The organism is Paenibacillus sp. FSL H7-0357 (assembly GCF_000758525.1).
Classification (GTDB): domain Bacteria; phylum Bacillota; class Bacilli; order Paenibacillales; family Paenibacillaceae; genus Paenibacillus_AQ.
This window is the reverse complement of record NZ_CP009241.1, coordinates 5155053-5171437: the sequence shown is the minus strand read 5'-3', so window position 1 is coordinate 5171437 and position 16385 is coordinate 5155053. Positions and strand designations below refer to the sequence as shown.

The window sequence follows — 16385 nt, the reverse complement described above, 5'->3', positions numbered from 1 at the left end:
TTGACAGAAAGGGGGAACTGCAGATGGCACACAAAGACAAGGACAACACCAAAGAAAAGGTCGTATTTGTCGGTGATTCCCGTGTCCGCAAAGGTAACGGGTTCATTACACCGCCGGACTACACGGCATATCCGGGCAAATCGGAAGCGTTTATTCCCAACTTTCTATTGAAAGAATGGATGGTCGGTGTTGTCGTGCTGGTGGGCATCCTGGTGCTGACCATTTCAGAGCCGGCGCCGCTAGGCTTCCCTGCGAATGCCAGTGCAACCGTAATTCCGATACCAGACTGGTATTTCCTGTTCCTGTATCAATATTTGAAGCTGCCTTATGCCTCCGGCGATTATATTGTGCTGGGCACACTCGGCGTTACAGGCGTAGCCTTTGGAGCTCTCCTGCTGGCCCCCTTTCTGGATACGGGCCGGGAACGGCGGTTCTACCGCCGGCCGATCGCTTCCTCTTTAATGTTCCTCTCCCTCGCAGCGATCATTTATTTGACGAATACAGCCTGGACGGAATATAAGCATGAAATGGCGTTAACGGATCAAATTCCTGAGGATGTGCAGCGCGAGGAAAAGGCGGCAGAGAACAGAGCCAAAGGTTTGCCGACCACAAGTGTTGTTGAAACGGAGGAAGTAGCCATCGTGGACAAGAGTGATCCGGCGATGGCGCTTTATAAGCAAGCTACCTGTGTCTCTTGTCATGCTGTCGATATGAAGGGTGGAGGTAGTGTACCTGCGCTTCGTGGTGTCGGCGATACCCATGACAAAGATGCGATTCTCGCGATCATTAAAGAGGGACAGGGGCAAATGCCTCCGATGTATGAAACGGCGGTGGCGGCAGGTCTGACAGAGCAGGATATTGACACTCTTGCCGGCTGGCTTGCCAAACAAAAAAGCGAACAGTAAAATAATGATAAGCGCAAACCTGATCGTGCATGCGGTCAGGTTTTTGGTTGTGTAAATGCAGAGGCTGCCATGATCTAGGAGGTAATGTGTCGATATGTCGGTTCATTGGTTCGAGAAGTTGTTTAAACACCGGGGAGTCATATGGCTGCTCTTTATTGTGAATTTCTTCGGTACGATTTACGGTTACATGTGGTACGGCAATCAACTGGAATATACAGCAGCCAATTATCCTGCCTGGCTGCTTCCGTTCGTTCCGGATAGTCCGACTGCGAGCCTGTTCTTTACGGCCGCTTTATTGCTCCTGCTGTATCCGCCAAAGAGTCTGAAAGGGACTCTGCTGCGTGAACTGATCGAGGCACTGGCGGTTCTCACCTCCGTGAAGTACGGTATCTGGGCGGTAAGTATTATTTTTGCCGGGGGATATCAGGGGGACACTGTGGGCTGGAAGGACTGGATGCTGGTCGCATCGCATACCGGGATGGCGGTTGAAGCGCTGATCTATGCCCGCTTCTTCGCTTTCCGCAGAATGCTGCCATTGGCGCTGCTCTGGACCCTTGCCAACGACATGGTGGATTATTCGATTGGGATTTATCCGTGGCTGCCTTCTGTGCTGGAGGATGATGTAATTGGTGTGCAGTACTTCACTATTGGATTAACCTTGCTCAGCGCCGCTGCGGCCTGGGTTTTCAGCAGAAGAACCAGGCCGCTGGAGAGCTTCAGCGACAGGCGCTGACAGGCTGTTCTATCTCTTGTCCTCCTGCCATACATTTAGGGTAGGAGGGATGTCTCATGCCGCGCAGGGGATATTATGTGCTGACAGGGTTAGTGTTGTGCTGGCTGCTTGCCGGAGGGAATACTGGAAAGGTTATGGCCGATTCTAGTGCTGCCGCTGCAGGTTCCGGCCTTGAAAATTCGCTTAGTACCGGGAGCTCCGTAGGCGGAGAATCTCCGGCGCTTACCGGCAGGACTGGAGCGCAGCGGCTGGAGCAGGCGGCAGAAACCTTGTACAGCTATGTTCTGGAAGGGAATGTCGCCAAGGCAAGGCAGGAGAGCGGGGAGATTTCACAGATTGTTGTATCCACGTCCTTTGAAGGCCTGACCTCGGTGGAGGGAATAAATGCACTGTCGACAGTGGTTATGGATCTTAAGACTACAATGGCGGCTGCGCAAATCAATCCCCAGAAGTGGGAAGCTGCCGCTGCCAAGCTCAGGCTTGCTGCCAACAGTCTGAATCATCCAAAGCAACCGATGTGGCTGCAGTACTACAAGCTGATCCGCGAGGATCTGAACGATATGGAGCAAAGTGCTGTTGCCAATAATCTTAAGGATTGGAAAACGGCAGTAACAAGACTGCAAAGCAGATATGATAATATCCGTCCGGCAGTGGTCATCTCCCGCCAGCCGGAGGTGGTGAATGCCTTTGATTCCTGGTTATCTTACGCGGCGGGTATTCCATCCTCCTCTCAGCCGATCGAACGCACACGCCTGCTGGAGATCGTTTCTTACGGACAGGACGCAGTCCGGGTGATGTTTGGCAAAGAGAGGGATGAGCCGGCTTTATCTCTGCCGCTGTCTCCGCCGGAGTATGGAGGGTGGGGGCTGCTTGCCGGGGCGTTTATTCTGGCAGCGCTGGCTTATACCGGATACCGCAAGTACCGCGGTGAGAATGAGGAGTGGAAGCCGGTATAGATCCGGCCATGAGGCAGGCGGCGGCAGACCCCGTATGGTTAATAGTTCTGCCGTGATACATTTTCTGCTGATTATTAGATGTAGCTAAAATAAAAGGCTCCCCCATCATCCATCGTGATGATGGCAGGGAAAGCCTTTTTTTGTCCACCCTCTATTAATGATGAATCACGCTGACTCATGGATTTAGGTTTGCCGGAAGCCTTCCCCCTGCACATCATGCACATCGCTGATGATCACAAACGCCGTGGGGTCGATGGATTTCACCAGCTGGCTGAGACGGCGGATCTCCTGGCGGGAGACAACACAGTACACCATGTGCTTCGCCTGCTTGGAGTAAGCGCCGATAGCAGGGATAAGCGTTACGCCCCTGTCCATCTCTGCTGTGATAAGATCGGCAATTTGCGGGGCGTCATCGCTGATAATGGTGAAGGCTTTGGCGGCATACGCACCTTCCTGTATAAAATCAATGACCCGCGAAGAAATAAAGACGGCGACCAGGGTATACAATATTTTTTCCCGGGGTATGTAGAGCAGGGAGGCGCCAATGATGATAATGTCGACAGCCAGAATAATCTGTCCCATGCTCCAGCCGAACTTGCGGGCAAGAATTCTGGCTACGATATCGACACCGCCGGTGGTTCCGCCGTAACGGAAGACGATCCCAAGTCCCGCGCCAAGCGTCACCCCTGCATATAATGAAGCAAGAATGAAATCATGCTCGGTGCTGAACGGGACAAGCCAGCCGCCGGCAATCAGCCGTTCAAATACCCAGAGGAAAAAAGTCAACAAACCGATTCCTACACCTGTATAAAAAATCTGGTTTGAGCCGAGTACTTTCCAGCCGAGCAGGAACAGCGGAAGGTTAAGCAGTAATGTAGTCAGGAATATAGGAAGGTCAAAGGCGTAATTCAGCAGGATGGTAATCCCGGTTACCCCGCCTTCCATCAGCTGGTTGGGCACTATAAAATAGAGGAGCCCAAATGCATAGATTGCGGCACCGAGCATAATGGGAGCTGCTGTTTTGCCGATCGCGAACAATTTGGATGATTTCATATAATCCCTCGCCTAAGCCTCTTAATGGGCAGTTTGTACTAACATTGCTTTCATGGGGTGAAGCTGTAAATTTAAAAAAGATTTGTCTTCAAAACGTCTTTACGATAACATAGGGGCAAACAGAAGGCAAGAACTCTCAGGGGGGCGAAGAAACAAATTATGGATAAAAGTCTTGGTGATTTGCAGCGTGAAGTCGACGCGTACATCTCACAATTTAAAGAAGGTTACTTCAGCCCGCTGTCTATGCTGGCCCGAATGTCCGAGGAAGTGGGTGAGTTGGCCCGTGAAGTAAACCATCAGTTCGGTGAGAAGCCGAAAAAATCCGACGAAGCGGAAAATTCCATTGAATTGGAGCTGGGCGATATTCTGTTCATTACGATCTGCTTCGCCAATTCGCTGGGCATCGATCTGACCGAAGCCCACAATAAAGTCATGCATAAGTTCAATACCCGCGATGCCGGGCGATGGACACTGAAAAACACCGATTAGGCTTCTATAACATATGCTGTACCAAACGAACGGGATTTAGCCGTTAGGATGGTGAGGATATGAATCATAACGATTTTGTAAAAGCGGCCTACCGCTCTATTCTGCGCAGCGATTTCGCCGAAGCGATACACTTCTTTGAGGCAGCTATAGCGGCCAGTCCGGATGATGCCGAGGTGAGATACCGCTGTTCCATTACCTATGCCCGCAGCGGGATGCTGGAGAAGGCGCTGGAGCATGCACTGGCAGCGCTCAAGCTTGATAACGGCAAGCCTGAATACCGGCTGCATCTTCAGCATCTGCAGGCGCTACAGCTTGTCCAGGAGGCCAAAAGGCTGCTTGAAGATGAAACGGAAGGGACAAATAATCCGTATCATCCGATCACGCTGCTGAAAGAAGCGATTACGCTGGATCCACTATACGGGGATGCATATGTATGGCTCGCGATTGCGCACAGCCGGATGAACGAGCACTTGCAGGCCATCGCCGCGATGAAAGAGGTCATTTCCCTGCATCCGGATGATTCCGGTCTGCGGCAGCTCATGAAGGACCTGCAGAAATCATTGCAAAAATATATCCAATAAACATGGAACCAGTGAAAGCGAGGAGGAAATAAGGGTGAGCGACAAGATCAGAGTAATTGTCTCCGGAGCAGGAGGCAGAATGGGAAAAGAGGTTATAAAGCTGGTGCTGCAGGATGATGAACTGGAACTGGCTGCGGCTGTAGATCGATCGGCAGGCAGTATCGATGCCGGTCGTCTCGCGGGACTGGAAGAATGCGGAGTTAATGTTACATCGGACTTTGAGGCCGCCCTTGCACATAGCAGCGGGGATGTGTTAGTTGATTTCACGACTCCTCAATCAGCCTTTGCTAATACGACACTCGCAATTAAATATGGGGTACGTCCGGTGATTGGTACTACCGGATTTACTCCCGAACAAATTAAGGAACTGGACAAGCAATGCCAGGAACAGGGAATCGGCGGGCTGATCGCACCTAACTTCTCCATCGGGGCCATCCTGCTTATGAAGTTTGCCGCCCAAGCTGCCAAGTATTTTCCACATCTCGAAATTATCGAGTATCATGGAGATCAGAAGCTGGATGCTCCATCGGGCACGGCAATCAAGACAGCGGAAATGATTTCTGAAGTGCGTGAGGAGCTGCGTCAAGGTAATCCTCAAGAAGAAGAAATTATTGAGGGCTCACGCGGCGGCTACTACAACGGCTTCCGTATTCATAGCGTCCGCCTCCCCGGTGTGTTTGCCCAGGAGGAAGTAGTCTTCGGCGGTTTTGGGCAATCGCTTAAAATACGCCATGATTCTTACGAACGGGCTGGATATATGCCTGGAGTCAAGCTGGGTATCCAGAAAGTGATGGAGTACACAGGAATGATCTATGGTTTTGAGCACTTTATAGAATAGACAGGAGAGAAGAACACATGTTGAAGATTGCATTTATCGCACATGACCGGAAAAAAGATGAGATGGTGAATTTTGTAACCGCTTATGAGCATGTATTTACTGGACTTGAGATGTACTCTACAGGAACGACCGGCCAGCGGATTATGGACGCAACCAACCTTCATATCCACCGCTACATGTCCGGTCCGCTGGGCGGAGACCAGCAGATCGGTTCGCTGGTGGCGCAGGATGAGCTGGATCTGATTATTTTCCTGCGTGATCCTTTGATGGCACAACCTCATGAGCCTGACATTACTGCCCTTCTGCGTTTATGTGACGTGTATGGCATTCCGGTAGCGACAAATATTGCTACTGCGGAAATTCTGGTCAAGGCGATTGACCGGGGCGATTTCGGCTGGCGGGAGCTGGTACATAAGTACAAGCCGGGTGTGGACGAATAATGAAGCTGGATATCCTAGTATTCGGCGCTCATGCCGATGATGCCGAGATCGGCATGGCTGGAACCATCGCCAAACATACTGCTGCCGGCCTGAAAGTGGGCTTATGCGATTTGACCGCAGCGGAAATGTCCTCGAACGGAACCGTGGAACGGCGCAAGCTGGAAGCTCAGCAGGCCGCTGATCTGCTCGGTGCCTCACTCCGCACGAATCTGGGGCTCCCTGACCGGGGACTCTATTTGACAGAGGAGCATCTCTCAGCGGTGACCTCGGAAATTCGCAAATTCGCACCGGACATCGTATTTGCACCTTATTGGGAAGACCGCCATCCTGACCATATTGCTTGCAGCAAGCTGGTGGAAGAGGCGGTGTTTAATGCCAAACTGCGCAAATATATGCCGGACAAGCCTGCGGTAGCGGCACCGCTGCTTTATTTTTACTTCATTAACGATCTCGGACGGTGTGATCTTATCGTGGATGTGACTGCACAATACAGCATTAAAGAGCAGGCGCTATCCTGCTACCGTTCGCAATTCGAGAAAGCACCGGGTGAGGATGTAGTTTCGACCCCGCTTAATGAAGGCTATATCGAACGCGTCCGTTCGCGGGATATGCTGCTCGGACAGCGCAGGCTTATTCCTTATGCGGAGGGCTTCGCCAGTAAAGTGCCGCATGCCGTTGAATTGTTCACTACCGGAGGCCGTTAAACACAAAGCTTTATTTTAGCCCGATGAACAACTATAATTAACTCATGTCATTACTAAAAGTACTAACATAAGTTTATCGAAGGGGCGGAGCTATGGACCGGCTAAAAATAGGCATCACTTGTTATCCGTCTCTTGGCGGCTCGGGTGTAGTGGCGACTGAACTGGGCAAGCTGTTGGCTGAGAAAGGCCATGAAGTCCATTTTATTACACACAGTATCCCGTTCCGGCTTGGTACGTTTCAGAAAAATATATTTTACCACGAGGTAGAGGTTAACGATTATTATGTCTTCCGTTATCCCCCCTACGATCTGGCGCTCGCTACTAAGATGGCTCAGGTCGCCAAGATGCAGGGGCTGGATTTATTACATGTCCATTATGCGGTGCCGCACGCGGTCTGCGCTTTCCTTGCCAAGCAGATGTTAGGCAATGACATCAAAGTGGTAACGACACTGCATGGTACCGATATTACTGTACTTGGCCAGGATGAATCGCTTAAGGATTTGATCCGTCTTGCCATTAATGAGAGTGATGCGGTGACGGCGGTGTCTCTGGATCTGATCAACGAGACACGGCGTGTGCTGGATATTACCCGCGATATTGACCTGACTTATAACTTTGTCGATAAACGTGTATATTATCCGCGTGACGTGTCCGACCTGCGGGGGGATTTTGCTTCACCGAATGAGAAAATCCTGATGCATATCAGCAATTTCCGTCCAGTCAAACGTGTCGGTGATGTGGTTGATATCTTTGCGAAGGTGAGCCATGAGTTGCCTGCCAAGCTGCTGCTGGTGGGTGAAGGGCCTGATCTGCCGAAGATTCAGGCAAAGATCAATGAGATGGGTCTGGAAGACAAGGTTCGCTTTCTCGGTAAGCAGGATGATATTGCCCAGGTCATTTCCTTGGCCGACCTCCTGCTGCTGCCTTCCGAGAAGGAAAGCTTTGGTCTTGTAGCCCTGGAAGCGATGGCTTGCGGTGTGCCGACAATCGGCTCGCAGGCCGGCGGCATTCCGGAATTGATCCAGCATGGCAAAACCGGGTTCCTGGCTCCGATTGGCGATACGGCCGCCATGGCTAAATATGCTGTTCAGCTGCTCTCGAATGAGGACATGATAGAGCAATTCAGAAGAGCTTGTCTGGAACGGTCCTGCAACGATTTCAGCAGAGACATGATTACGAATCAATATGAGGATATTTATTACCGTGTGCTTGGGCGCAAGGTGCTCGGACTGGATAAAGTCCGGGGGTAAGGGGTGCTTCATGGAATGGAAAATGGCACCATCCGGCATGGCAGAGGCGGCAGGCAAAGTGATTGCCACCCTGCTTGCAGACGGCCGTGAGGCATATTTTGTCGGCGGCTGCATCCGTGATGAGCTGCTTGGCAGACCGGTGCATGATATGGATCTTACGACTTCGGCACTGCCGGAAGAAGTAATGGCCATGTTCACACGTTGTGTCCCGACCGGGCTTGCACATGGCACGGTTACAGTATTGCAGGATGGATATAGCTTTGAAGTAACGACGTACCGGACGGAGAGCGGCTATGCCGATCACCGCCGCCCGGAGCACGTCTTTTTTGTAAGCGATGTGCAGGAGGACCTGCGGCGGCGCGATTTTACGATCAATGCCATCTGCTGCGGCCTGGATGGGCAACTGGTCGATCCTTTTGGCGGAGCTGCTGACCTGAAGCATCGCCTGATCCGCTGTGTGGGCACGGCGGAGGAACGCTTTGACGAGGACGCGCTGCGCATGCTGCGCTGCGTGCGGTTCGCGTCTGTGCTGGACTTCGCCATCGCCAAGAATACATGGCGGGGGCTGCTGCGCCAGCGTGACAAGCTGGCGCATATTGCCGTAGAGCGTCTCCGCGCGGAGCTGGAGCGCATGATAGAGGGGCCGCATCCCGCGCGCGGCCTCGGTCTTCTCGCGCGCAGCGGCCTGCTGCCGCGCGGCAAAGCCCCGTTCCCCTGGACCGGCAGTGACATGGCGGCAGCCGCCGCCCTGCTAGCCGGGATCGGGGAACTGCCCGGCGCCCTCCTGCGGTGGGCGCTCCTGCTGCATGCCCTGAAGACGCCGGCCGCTGAGGCCGACGACCTGATGCGGGCATGGACGTTCCCGGGGGCGATGCGCAGCGCCGTCACCTCGGTGCTGCGCGTCCGCGAAGCCTGGACCGCAGCGCTTGCAGAGATGCCGCCGGAATCTCCGGGCGGCACCGAGGCGCTTCGGCGGCGCTGGATCGCCGCCGTGCTGGCCTTGGGCACGTCAGCCGCCGAAGGGTGGCTGACACTGCTGGAGGCGGTGCCGGAGGCCGCCTCCTATCAGCAGCGTCTTTGCCTGGCCCAATCCGGGCCCGGAGCAGCTGTGCAGCAGCATGTGGACATGCCAGGGTTAGGCAGTCCCTTGGCCGAGCAGGTTGGTCAATCAGAGCCTAAGACGGATAACGCCGCCGTGCAGCCATCTGGAGCGCCGGCGCTCTCTACGGGTCTCCTGAGGTCCTGGAGCGCATCAATGCCGCTGCAGACGTTGGCAGAGCTTGCGGTGACAGGCAATGAGCTGGCCGAAGCTTTGCAGAAACGTCCCGGCCCGTGGCTGGGAGAGCTGCTGCATGCGCTGCTGCAGGCTGTAGCGGCTGGAGATATTGCCAACGATAAACAATCATTGCTTCAGGAAGCAAAAAGGATGGATAACGATGAAAAGCGATGAAACGCCGGGGCTTTCCGGGCTGAACAGAGATACTTTTGTTTCGGGCTGGAACCGCAGTGTACAGCGGCTGGAAACGGTGGTGTCTACGCAGGAGGAAGCCAAGAGGCTCGCCGAAAATGGCGCTCCGGAAGGAACTGCTATTATCGCCGAGGAACAGACCGGCGGCCGCGGGCGGATGGGCAGAAAGTGGCATTCGCCGCGCGGCAAGGGCATTTGGATGAGTGTGGTGCTGCGCCCCAATCTTCCGCTGTCACTGACGCCGCAGCTGACGCTGCTGGCTGGCGTAGCCGTCTGCCGCGCCATTCGCGAGATCAGCGGCGTGCAGGCCGGCATCAAATGGCCGAATGATCTGCTGGCAGGCGGACGCAAAATTTGCGGAATCCTGCTGGAATCTTCGCTCCGGGAAGGCGGGCTTCATTATTGCATCGCCGGAATCGGCATTGCGGTGAACTTGACGGAGGACGACTATCCGGATGATCTGCAAGGAGTCGGGACTTCGCTGCTGATCGAAGGGGGCGGCATTCCCGTTGACCGCCAGCAACTCACGGAAGCGGTGCTGGCCGAGCTGGAGTTTTTGTACACCCTTTACATAGAACGGGGCTTTAAGCCTGTTCGTGAGCTTTGGGAATCCATGTCGGTCACCTTGGGGCGCCAGGTGTACTTTAATACACCCGAGGGACGCAGCGAAGGCACTGCGGTCGGTTTGGATGACGGCGGCGGGCTGCTGCTGAGGGATCCTGCCGGGAATATTACCTGCATATTATCAGGTGAAATAGAAATGATCCAGTGACAAGGGTTCCATGCCTTGTCACATTTTTTTGGTGTAATTAACTGCGGATTTTGTTATAATATGCTCAGAGACGGTATCGCAGGGTCGAGCTGTACTCATTCAAGCAAGCTGTACAACAGCAATTTGCTTTTCGGATTCACCTTCATAACTGTATTTCCACGGTTACGTTGGATTCTGCTCTGAGCCGTAAGGACCGAGACAGAAGGGACGATCGCGAGTGACTCTTTTTTGCCCTTCGGACCTTTTTAGCGGACCATGCTAAAAGGTTTTTTTGTTTGCGCGTTTACGCGTATTTTAACTACGAAAAGGGGAATGGGAGCAAATGGCAGACAAACATGCACTGAATATTGTCAAAATGAAAAAAATGAAAACGGACGGTGTGCCGCTGAGCATGCTGACCGCTTATGATTATCCTTCGGCCCTGCTGGCCGAAGAAGCGGGGATCGATCTGATTCTGGTCGGTGATTCGCTCGGGAATGTTGTACTGGGTTATGATACAACCCTTCCGGTAACGATTGACGATATGGTCTATCACACACGTTCCGTGGCGCGCGGTGCGCAGAATACGTTCATTGTGGCGGATATGCCGTTTATGACGTATCACGGCAGCATTGACGAGACGCTGCGCGGTGTGCGCAGACTGATGCAGGAAGGCCGGGCGCAAGCCGTTAAAATGGAAGGCGGGCTGGAAATCTGCGAGGCCGTGTCTGCTGTGGTTGCTGCCGGTGTTCCGGTGCTCGGCCACATCGGCCTTACCCCGCAGTCCGTAAACATGATCGGTGGATACCGGATTCAAGGCAAGGATCCTAAAGATGCGCAGCGGCTGATTGATGAAGCCAAGGGACTTGAAGCGGCCGGGGCTTTCGGCATGGTGCTGGAGCTGGTCACGGAAGAAGTAGCGGAGGCGATTTCCAAAGCGGTCAGCATTCCGACCATCGGGATCGGCGCAGGCCGGTACTGTGACGGACAAGTTTTGGTCTTCCACGATCTGCTGCAATATGCTTCACCTTACCGGGAGAAGCGCTTCGTTAAGACCTACGCTGATGTAGGCAGCCTGATCCGTGAGGGAATCGGCAGCTATGTACAGGAAGTGAAGAACCGTTCCTTCCCGGCGGAGAATCATGTATTTAATGCGGATGAAACTGTATTGGAATCTTTATACGGCGCTGCCGGAAAAGGAGCGAAATAAGATGAGAGTCGTTAGAACGATTGAACAGCTGCGTGAAGCGCTTGAATATATGCGTCAGGGCGGGCATACTCCCATCGGCTTTGTGCCGACCATGGGATACCTGCATGAGGGACATGCAAGCCTGCTGCGCCGGGCAGGGGAAATGAGCAGTACGGTAGTGATGAGCATTTTTGTTAATCCGCTGCAATTTGGGCCAAATGAGGACTTTTCCTCTTATCCGCGTGACGAGCAGCGTGATTTGGAGCTTGCGGAGCGTGAAGGAGCCGACATCGTATTTATTCCCGGTGTGGAAGAGATGTACCCGCAGCCGATCCGCACCCAGGTATCGGTCTCTTCGCTGACCACACAGCTGTGCGGAGCATCCCGCCCGGGGCATTTTGATGGAGTCACCACAGTTGTAAGCAAGCTGTTCAATATGGTACAGCCCGATTACGCCTTTTTCGGACTCAAGGATGCCCAGCAAGTGGCGGTTCTGCGCCGGATGGTAGCTGACCTGAATATGAATGTTGAAATCGTGGCCTGCCCGATCATCCGTGAAGGCGACGGACTCGCGCTTAGCTCACGCAATGTTTATTTAAGTGCAGAGGAACGCAGCCAGGCTCTGGTATTGTCCCGTTCGCTGCGTGAAGTTCGCCAAGCCATGGAAGAAGGTAAGGTCCGTACGGTTGAAGATGCCCGGAAACTGCTGGTGTCAGTCATTTCAGCTTCTCCGCTTGCCGTCATTGATTATGCGGAAATATTGACCTTCCCGGGCCTGGAAACGCTGAATGATGCTTCATTGCTGAGTGATGCTGACGGCGAAATCATTATTGCACTTGCCGTGAAGTTTGGCAGAACCCGTCTGATTGACAATAATGTATTTAATCCCAAGGAGGTTGCGGCGCTTGTTTAGACATATGATGAAATCCAAAATACACCGGGCAACGGTTACCGAAGCCAATTTGAATTATGTGGGCAGCATCACCATCGACGAGAACCTGATGGAAGCAGCGGATTTACTTGAGAACGAAAAGGTACAGATTGTCGACAACAATAACGGCTCCCGGCTGGAAACCTATGTCATTCCGGGACCGCGCGGCAGCGGCGTCATTTGTTTGAACGGAGCAGCGGCCCGGCTTGTTCAGCCGGGGGATACTGTCATCATCATCTCCTACGCGATGCTGTCCGCCGAGGAACTGGCAGGGCATAAACCAACTGTAGTTTTTGTCGATGGCGAGAACAAGCCGGTGAAGCTGGCCGATCATGAGATTCATGCTACGATTGCTTAATCACCGGACCTAAGCCATGTAATCAATGGCAGGGATGAAGAGCCCCCCACTTGCGAAAAATGAAGGCAGGCAAGCTTAGGCTGATTTCATTTTCAGTAAGGGGGGGATGTCCCGTGTTTCAACAATTATTTGCTGAGATGAATAAGATGCTTCAGGAGATCGCAGCGGATTACCCTACTTCGGAGGGTGCCCGCCGGGATGATCTTTTATGCAAGTACAACATGCTTCACCGGCTTAGCGATGAGGTTATGGACGAGTGGCTCGCCTTTGCCGAGAAGCTGAGTCATTTCCGGGAACATGCGGAATTTCCGCCACAGCCGGACGAAGAGATGCCGCAGCAGGAAGCGCCTGAGCTTGCCATGGATTCTTTTGTCAGAGGGCAGGGCTACTACAAGCTGTTGATGTACCGGAAGTGTATTGATCAATTTAAGGAAGTTATTGCGCAGCACCCCGACAGTCTGGCGGCCCGCCTGTATTTGGCCATGGCCTATCTGCAGGAGGGCGACGGGGAGACCGCATGGGGGCATCTGGATCATATGCTTGCGCTGATTCGCGAGAACAAGCTGAAGGCGATGATCTACAATGCGCTGGGGTGTATCAGAGCTTCCCAGGAACGCTTCAATGAGGCAAGGGAGCTGTTCAGCCTTTCTCTGCTTCATGACCCGGCACTCCCGGAACCGAATGTCAATCTGGAGGTTTGCCGCAGGCGGGGAGGAAAGCTGCAATTCGGAAATCAGCTTGTTTCGCTTTTGTAATCATAGTCCACTCATTTAAGCGATGCATCCACTTCAACAAGCGGTGTGCATCGCCTTTTTTCGTAACTTCTGTTATGCTGATAAAGAGTCTCAAGTGAAAGGGAATAGAACTTATAATGAAATTTGCCGTGCTTGATTTTGAAACTACGGGAACCCAATCTGTGGGTGAGATCATCCAGGTTGGCCTTGCCATTATAGAAGAAGACCGGTCCATCTCCCGGGTGTATGGTTCTTACGTCAAGCCCGGAACACCGATTCCTCCTTTTATTACGGGCTTGACCGGCATCACCGATGAAGATGTGAAGGATGCGCCAGAGCTGGATGAGATGATGATGGAGCTCGTCCCGCTGCTTGACGATGTAGTGCTTGTTGGACATAATGTTGCTTTTGATTTCCATTTTTTGCAGAATGCTTTAGACCGCTGCGGTTATTTGCCGTTTCAGGGACGGATTCTGGATACGATCGATTTCCTGAAAATATGCTTTCCGTCCCTAACGACCTATCAGCTGGGTGCGGTAAGTAACCATTTTGGCATCACGCATGACCGTCCGCACCAGGCGGACAGTGACGCAGAAGCTACAGCAATTGTGTTGCTTAAATGTCTCGAAGAGCTGTATAGTTTGCCTCTGCTGACCATTCAGCGGCTTAACGAGCTGTTTGCCGATGAAGACAGTGATTTGGCCTGGTATTTTGACGGCCTGCTGCGGGAGCGCGAGATGGAGACCTTTCAGCCGGAAGGGGAGCTGAATTTTTACCGTCAGCTTGCACTGGCTGTAGGCGACTGGACTGAGCTGGCGCCTCCAAGAGAAGAAGGTGTTGGCAATCCTGTGGAGAATGTATCCTTTGAGGATTATATGGCCGAGGTAACCAAACGGCTTAAGGATACGCTTCCGCAATATGAAAGCCGGGAAGCCCAGGAGATCATGATTGGCGAAGTGAATACGGCCCTTCAGGAGGACAAGCATCTGCTGATCGAGGCAGGCACCGGTACCGGCAAATCGCTCGGTTATCTGCTGCCGGCCATTTATCAGAGCGTACGTACCGGGCAGAAGGTTATGGTCAGCACCCATACCATCAACCTTCAGGATCAGCTGCGCGAACGCGATATCCCGCTTCTGACCAGTGTTGTGCCTTTCCCGTTTAAGGCTGCGATATTCAAGGGGAGAGGGCACTATTTGTGTCTGCGCAAGTTTGAACATAAAATAAATAAAAAGGACTTCGTAAGTCCCCGGGAAGAAGCACTTACGGCAGCGCAAATGATCGTATGGCTGACCCAGACGGAATCGGGTGACGATGAGGAGCTGAATTTGAGCGGTCGCGGCGGGGATTTCTGGGAGACGGTAGCCAGTGATACCGATTCCTGTCTGGGCCGTTCCTGTCCGTGGTTCCGCAAATGCTACTACCACCGGGCCAAACATGAAGCAGGGATTGCCGATGTGGTCATTACCAATCACTCCAAGCTGTTCGCAGACGTCAAGGCCGGGCACCAGCTGCTTCCGGCTTATGAGCATCTTGTCATTGACGAGGCCCATCATTTGGAGGATGTGGCCGGCAAGCATTTGGGCATGCAAATGAAGTATTTCACGGTAGCTCATACGCTTACAAGGCTGTATAAAGACAGCCGCAGCGGCCAGCTGCCGGCACTGCGCCAGACTCTGCAGTCCTCGGGCAGTGAGCAGGCTTCGGAGTGGAGCGGCGTAATCGATAAAATCTATCCCGACCTGCTTACTGTAAAGGAAACTTGGGATACACTGAGCGACAAGCTGTTCGGCCTATTGCCCGAACGCAGCGATGCAGCGGCAGGTGAAGCCGGCCAGCTGGTCACACGCCTGCTTCCCGGCAGCAAGCCCAAAGATTGGGAAGAGCTGGCGGCGCTGGAGAATACGCTGCACTTAGCCTTGAGCGACATCATCCGCAGAGGTGACAAAATGCTTAGCGAGATGCGCGATACAGAGAGTCAGTCGTCTTCGGACAGCCTGGTGACCGATATCGGAGGCTTGTTCAAGGATTTGGCATCCATCCGGGAACAAATCCGCTTCTTTATGGGTCTCAGTGACGATAATATCGTGTACTGGATGGAAGGGAGCGGCAACTACCGGGGCAAGTCGCTTCAGCTCTACGCCGTGCCTGTCGATGTAAGCAGCCAGCTCAAGGATCTGTTCTTCGACAAGAAGAAGAGCATTGTGCTGACCTCGGCCACGTTATCGGTCGACAAGTCCTTTCAGTTCATGATTGACAACCTTGGTCTTTCTGAAGCCTCTGAACAAGGGCGTCTCATGACAGCACTGCTGCCTTCACCGTTCAAGTACCGTGAACAGGCGCTGCTTGTCATCCCGCGCGATTTCCCCAGTGTTAAGGGCAGCGTAGGCGATGCGCGTTTTGTAGACAAGCTGGTGCATTCGCTGGCTGAAGCGGCGGCGGCGACCAAGGGGCGGATGCTGGTGCTGTTCACCTCCTACAAAATGCTGCGCCAGGTTTATGATCCGCTGAAAGAGGCCTTGGCTTCCCAGGACATTACGGTTCTGGGCCAGGGTGTGGAAGGAGGCAGCCGCAGCAAGCTGATCCGGCGTTTTCAGGACAGCTCTGCATCGGTATTGCTTGGAACGAGCAGTTTCTGGGAAGGAGTCGACATCCCTGGCGAGGCGCTGACCTGTCTTGCGATTGTAAGGCTGCCGTTTCAGCCGCCGAATCATCCGCTGGCCGAGGCAAAGGCGGAGCTTCTGCAGGCCCAGAAGAAGAATCCTTTTATGAAAATGTCTGTTCCACAGGCAGTGATCCGGTTCAAACAGGGTTTTGGACGATTGGTTCGCACAGCGCAGGACCGGGGAATTGTTATTGTATATGATACCAGGGTCATCGAAGCTTATTACGGGAAGTACTTCCTGTATTCACTCCCTGGTCCGAAGATGGAGCACATGCTTACCGATCAGATGGTTCCGCGGATAGCGGAATGGCTTGAAGAGGGCGGCGTTTCCTAATCTGTC

General features: G+C 53.3%; 17 protein-coding genes. 16 read left to right on the top strand and 1 reads right to left on the bottom strand.

The features are described from left to right. Nucleotides 1-23 precede the first annotated feature (23 nt). The 3 genes from H70357_RS22685 (at nucleotide 24) to H70357_RS22675 (ending at nucleotide 2594) form a co-directional block, all read left to right on the top strand. A complete protein-coding gene (locus H70357_RS22685; protein WP_038594451.1) occupies nucleotides 24-905 on the top strand; it encodes a menaquinol-cytochrome c reductase cytochrome b/c subunit in 882 nt (293 codons plus the stop codon). 94 nt (nucleotides 906-999) lie between these two features. Continuing rightward, nucleotides 1000-1638 (top strand): DUF1405 domain-containing protein, encoded by a 639-nt coding sequence (locus tag H70357_RS22680; RefSeq protein WP_052092201.1) that lies wholly within the window; start codon nucleotides 1000-1002, stop codon nucleotides 1636-1638. A gap of 56 nt (nucleotides 1639-1694) precedes the next feature. Beyond that, nucleotides 1695-2594 (top strand): sporulation protein YpjB, encoded by a 900-nt coding sequence (locus tag H70357_RS22675; protein WP_052092200.1) that lies wholly within the window; start codon nucleotides 1695-1697, stop codon nucleotides 2592-2594. A gap of 183 nt (nucleotides 2595-2777) precedes the next feature. Here H70357_RS22675 and H70357_RS22670 read toward each other — a convergent pair whose 3' ends face one another. Next, complete coding sequence (locus H70357_RS22670; protein WP_038594449.1) at nucleotides 2778-3647, bottom strand: YitT family protein; 870 nt, start codon at nucleotides 3645-3647, stop codon at nucleotides 2778-2780. Between the two features lie 159 nt (nucleotides 3648-3806). Between H70357_RS22670 and H70357_RS22665 the strand changes: the two genes are divergently transcribed. The 13 genes from H70357_RS22665 to dinG all read left to right on the top strand — a co-directional run bounded on the left by H70357_RS22665 (nucleotide 3807) and on the right by dinG (nucleotide 16379). Continuing rightward, nucleotides 3807-4136, top strand: coding sequence for a nucleotide pyrophosphohydrolase (locus H70357_RS22665; protein WP_038594447.1), 330 nt, complete (start codon nucleotides 3807-3809; stop codon nucleotides 4134-4136). Between the two features lie 59 nt (nucleotides 4137-4195). Further along, nucleotides 4196-4717 (top strand): tetratricopeptide repeat protein, encoded by a 522-nt coding sequence (locus H70357_RS22660; RefSeq protein ID WP_038594445.1) that lies wholly within the window; start codon nucleotides 4196-4198, stop codon nucleotides 4715-4717. Nucleotides 4718-4751: 34 nt separating this feature from the next. Next, nucleotides 4752-5555, top strand: coding sequence for a 4-hydroxy-tetrahydrodipicolinate reductase (gene dapB / locus H70357_RS22655; protein WP_038594443.1), 804 nt, complete (start codon nucleotides 4752-4754; stop codon nucleotides 5553-5555). A 17-nt stretch (nucleotides 5556-5572) separates the two neighbouring features. Continuing rightward, nucleotides 5573-5995: a methylglyoxal synthase gene (gene mgsA / locus H70357_RS22650; protein ID WP_038594440.1), complete on the top strand. Its 423-nt coding sequence runs from the start codon at nucleotides 5573-5575 to the stop codon at nucleotides 5993-5995. Then, entirely contained in the window at nucleotides 5995-6699 is a 705-nt protein-coding gene (gene bshB1, locus H70357_RS22645) for a bacillithiol biosynthesis deacetylase BshB1 (RefSeq protein WP_038594437.1), read from the top strand. Before mgsA ends, bshB1 begins: the two co-directional genes overlap by 1 nt. 92 nt (nucleotides 6700-6791) lie before the next feature. Further along, nucleotides 6792-7949: an N-acetyl-alpha-D-glucosaminyl L-malate synthase BshA gene (bshA, locus tag H70357_RS22640; RefSeq protein WP_038594434.1), complete on the top strand. Its 1158-nt coding sequence runs from the start codon at nucleotides 6792-6794 to the stop codon at nucleotides 7947-7949. A gap of 10 nt (nucleotides 7950-7959) precedes the next feature. Next, complete coding sequence (locus tag H70357_RS36740; RefSeq protein WP_038594431.1) at nucleotides 7960-9399, top strand: CCA tRNA nucleotidyltransferase; 1440 nt, start codon at nucleotides 7960-7962, stop codon at nucleotides 9397-9399. Next, nucleotides 9386-10189, top strand: a complete 804-nt coding sequence (locus H70357_RS22630; protein WP_052092199.1) for a biotin--[acetyl-CoA-carboxylase] ligase — start codon at nucleotides 9386-9388, stop codon at nucleotides 10187-10189. The genes H70357_RS36740 and H70357_RS22630 overlap by 14 nt, the downstream gene beginning before the upstream one ends. Nucleotides 10190-10511: 322 nt before the next feature. Further along, nucleotides 10512-11378 carry a 3-methyl-2-oxobutanoate hydroxymethyltransferase gene (gene panB, locus H70357_RS22625; RefSeq protein WP_038594428.1) on the top strand — a complete coding sequence of 289 codons (867 nt, stop codon included), beginning with the start codon at nucleotides 10512-10514 and terminating at the stop codon, nucleotides 11376-11378. A 1-nt stretch (nucleotide 11379) separates the two neighbouring features. Continuing rightward, nucleotides 11380-12270, top strand: a complete 891-nt coding sequence (panC, locus tag H70357_RS22620) for a pantoate--beta-alanine ligase (protein ID WP_038594425.1) — start codon at nucleotides 11380-11382, stop codon at nucleotides 12268-12270. Then, nucleotides 12263-12646 carry an aspartate 1-decarboxylase gene (gene panD / locus H70357_RS22615; protein ID WP_038594422.1) on the top strand — a complete coding sequence of 128 codons (384 nt, stop codon included), beginning with the start codon at nucleotides 12263-12265 and terminating at the stop codon, nucleotides 12644-12646. Before panC ends, panD begins: the two co-directional genes overlap by 8 nt. A 113-nt stretch (nucleotides 12647-12759) precedes the next feature. Continuing rightward, on the top strand, nucleotides 12760-13401 hold the full coding sequence (locus H70357_RS22610; protein WP_038594420.1) for a tetratricopeptide repeat protein: 642 nt from the start codon (nucleotides 12760-12762) through the stop codon (nucleotides 13399-13401). Nucleotides 13402-13517: 116 nt separating this feature from the next. Then, on the top strand, nucleotides 13518-16379 hold the full coding sequence (gene dinG / locus H70357_RS22605) for an ATP-dependent DNA helicase DinG (RefSeq protein ID WP_038594417.1): 2862 nt from the start codon (nucleotides 13518-13520) through the stop codon (nucleotides 16377-16379). The last annotated feature ends 6 nt before the right edge of the window (nucleotides 16380-16385 follow it).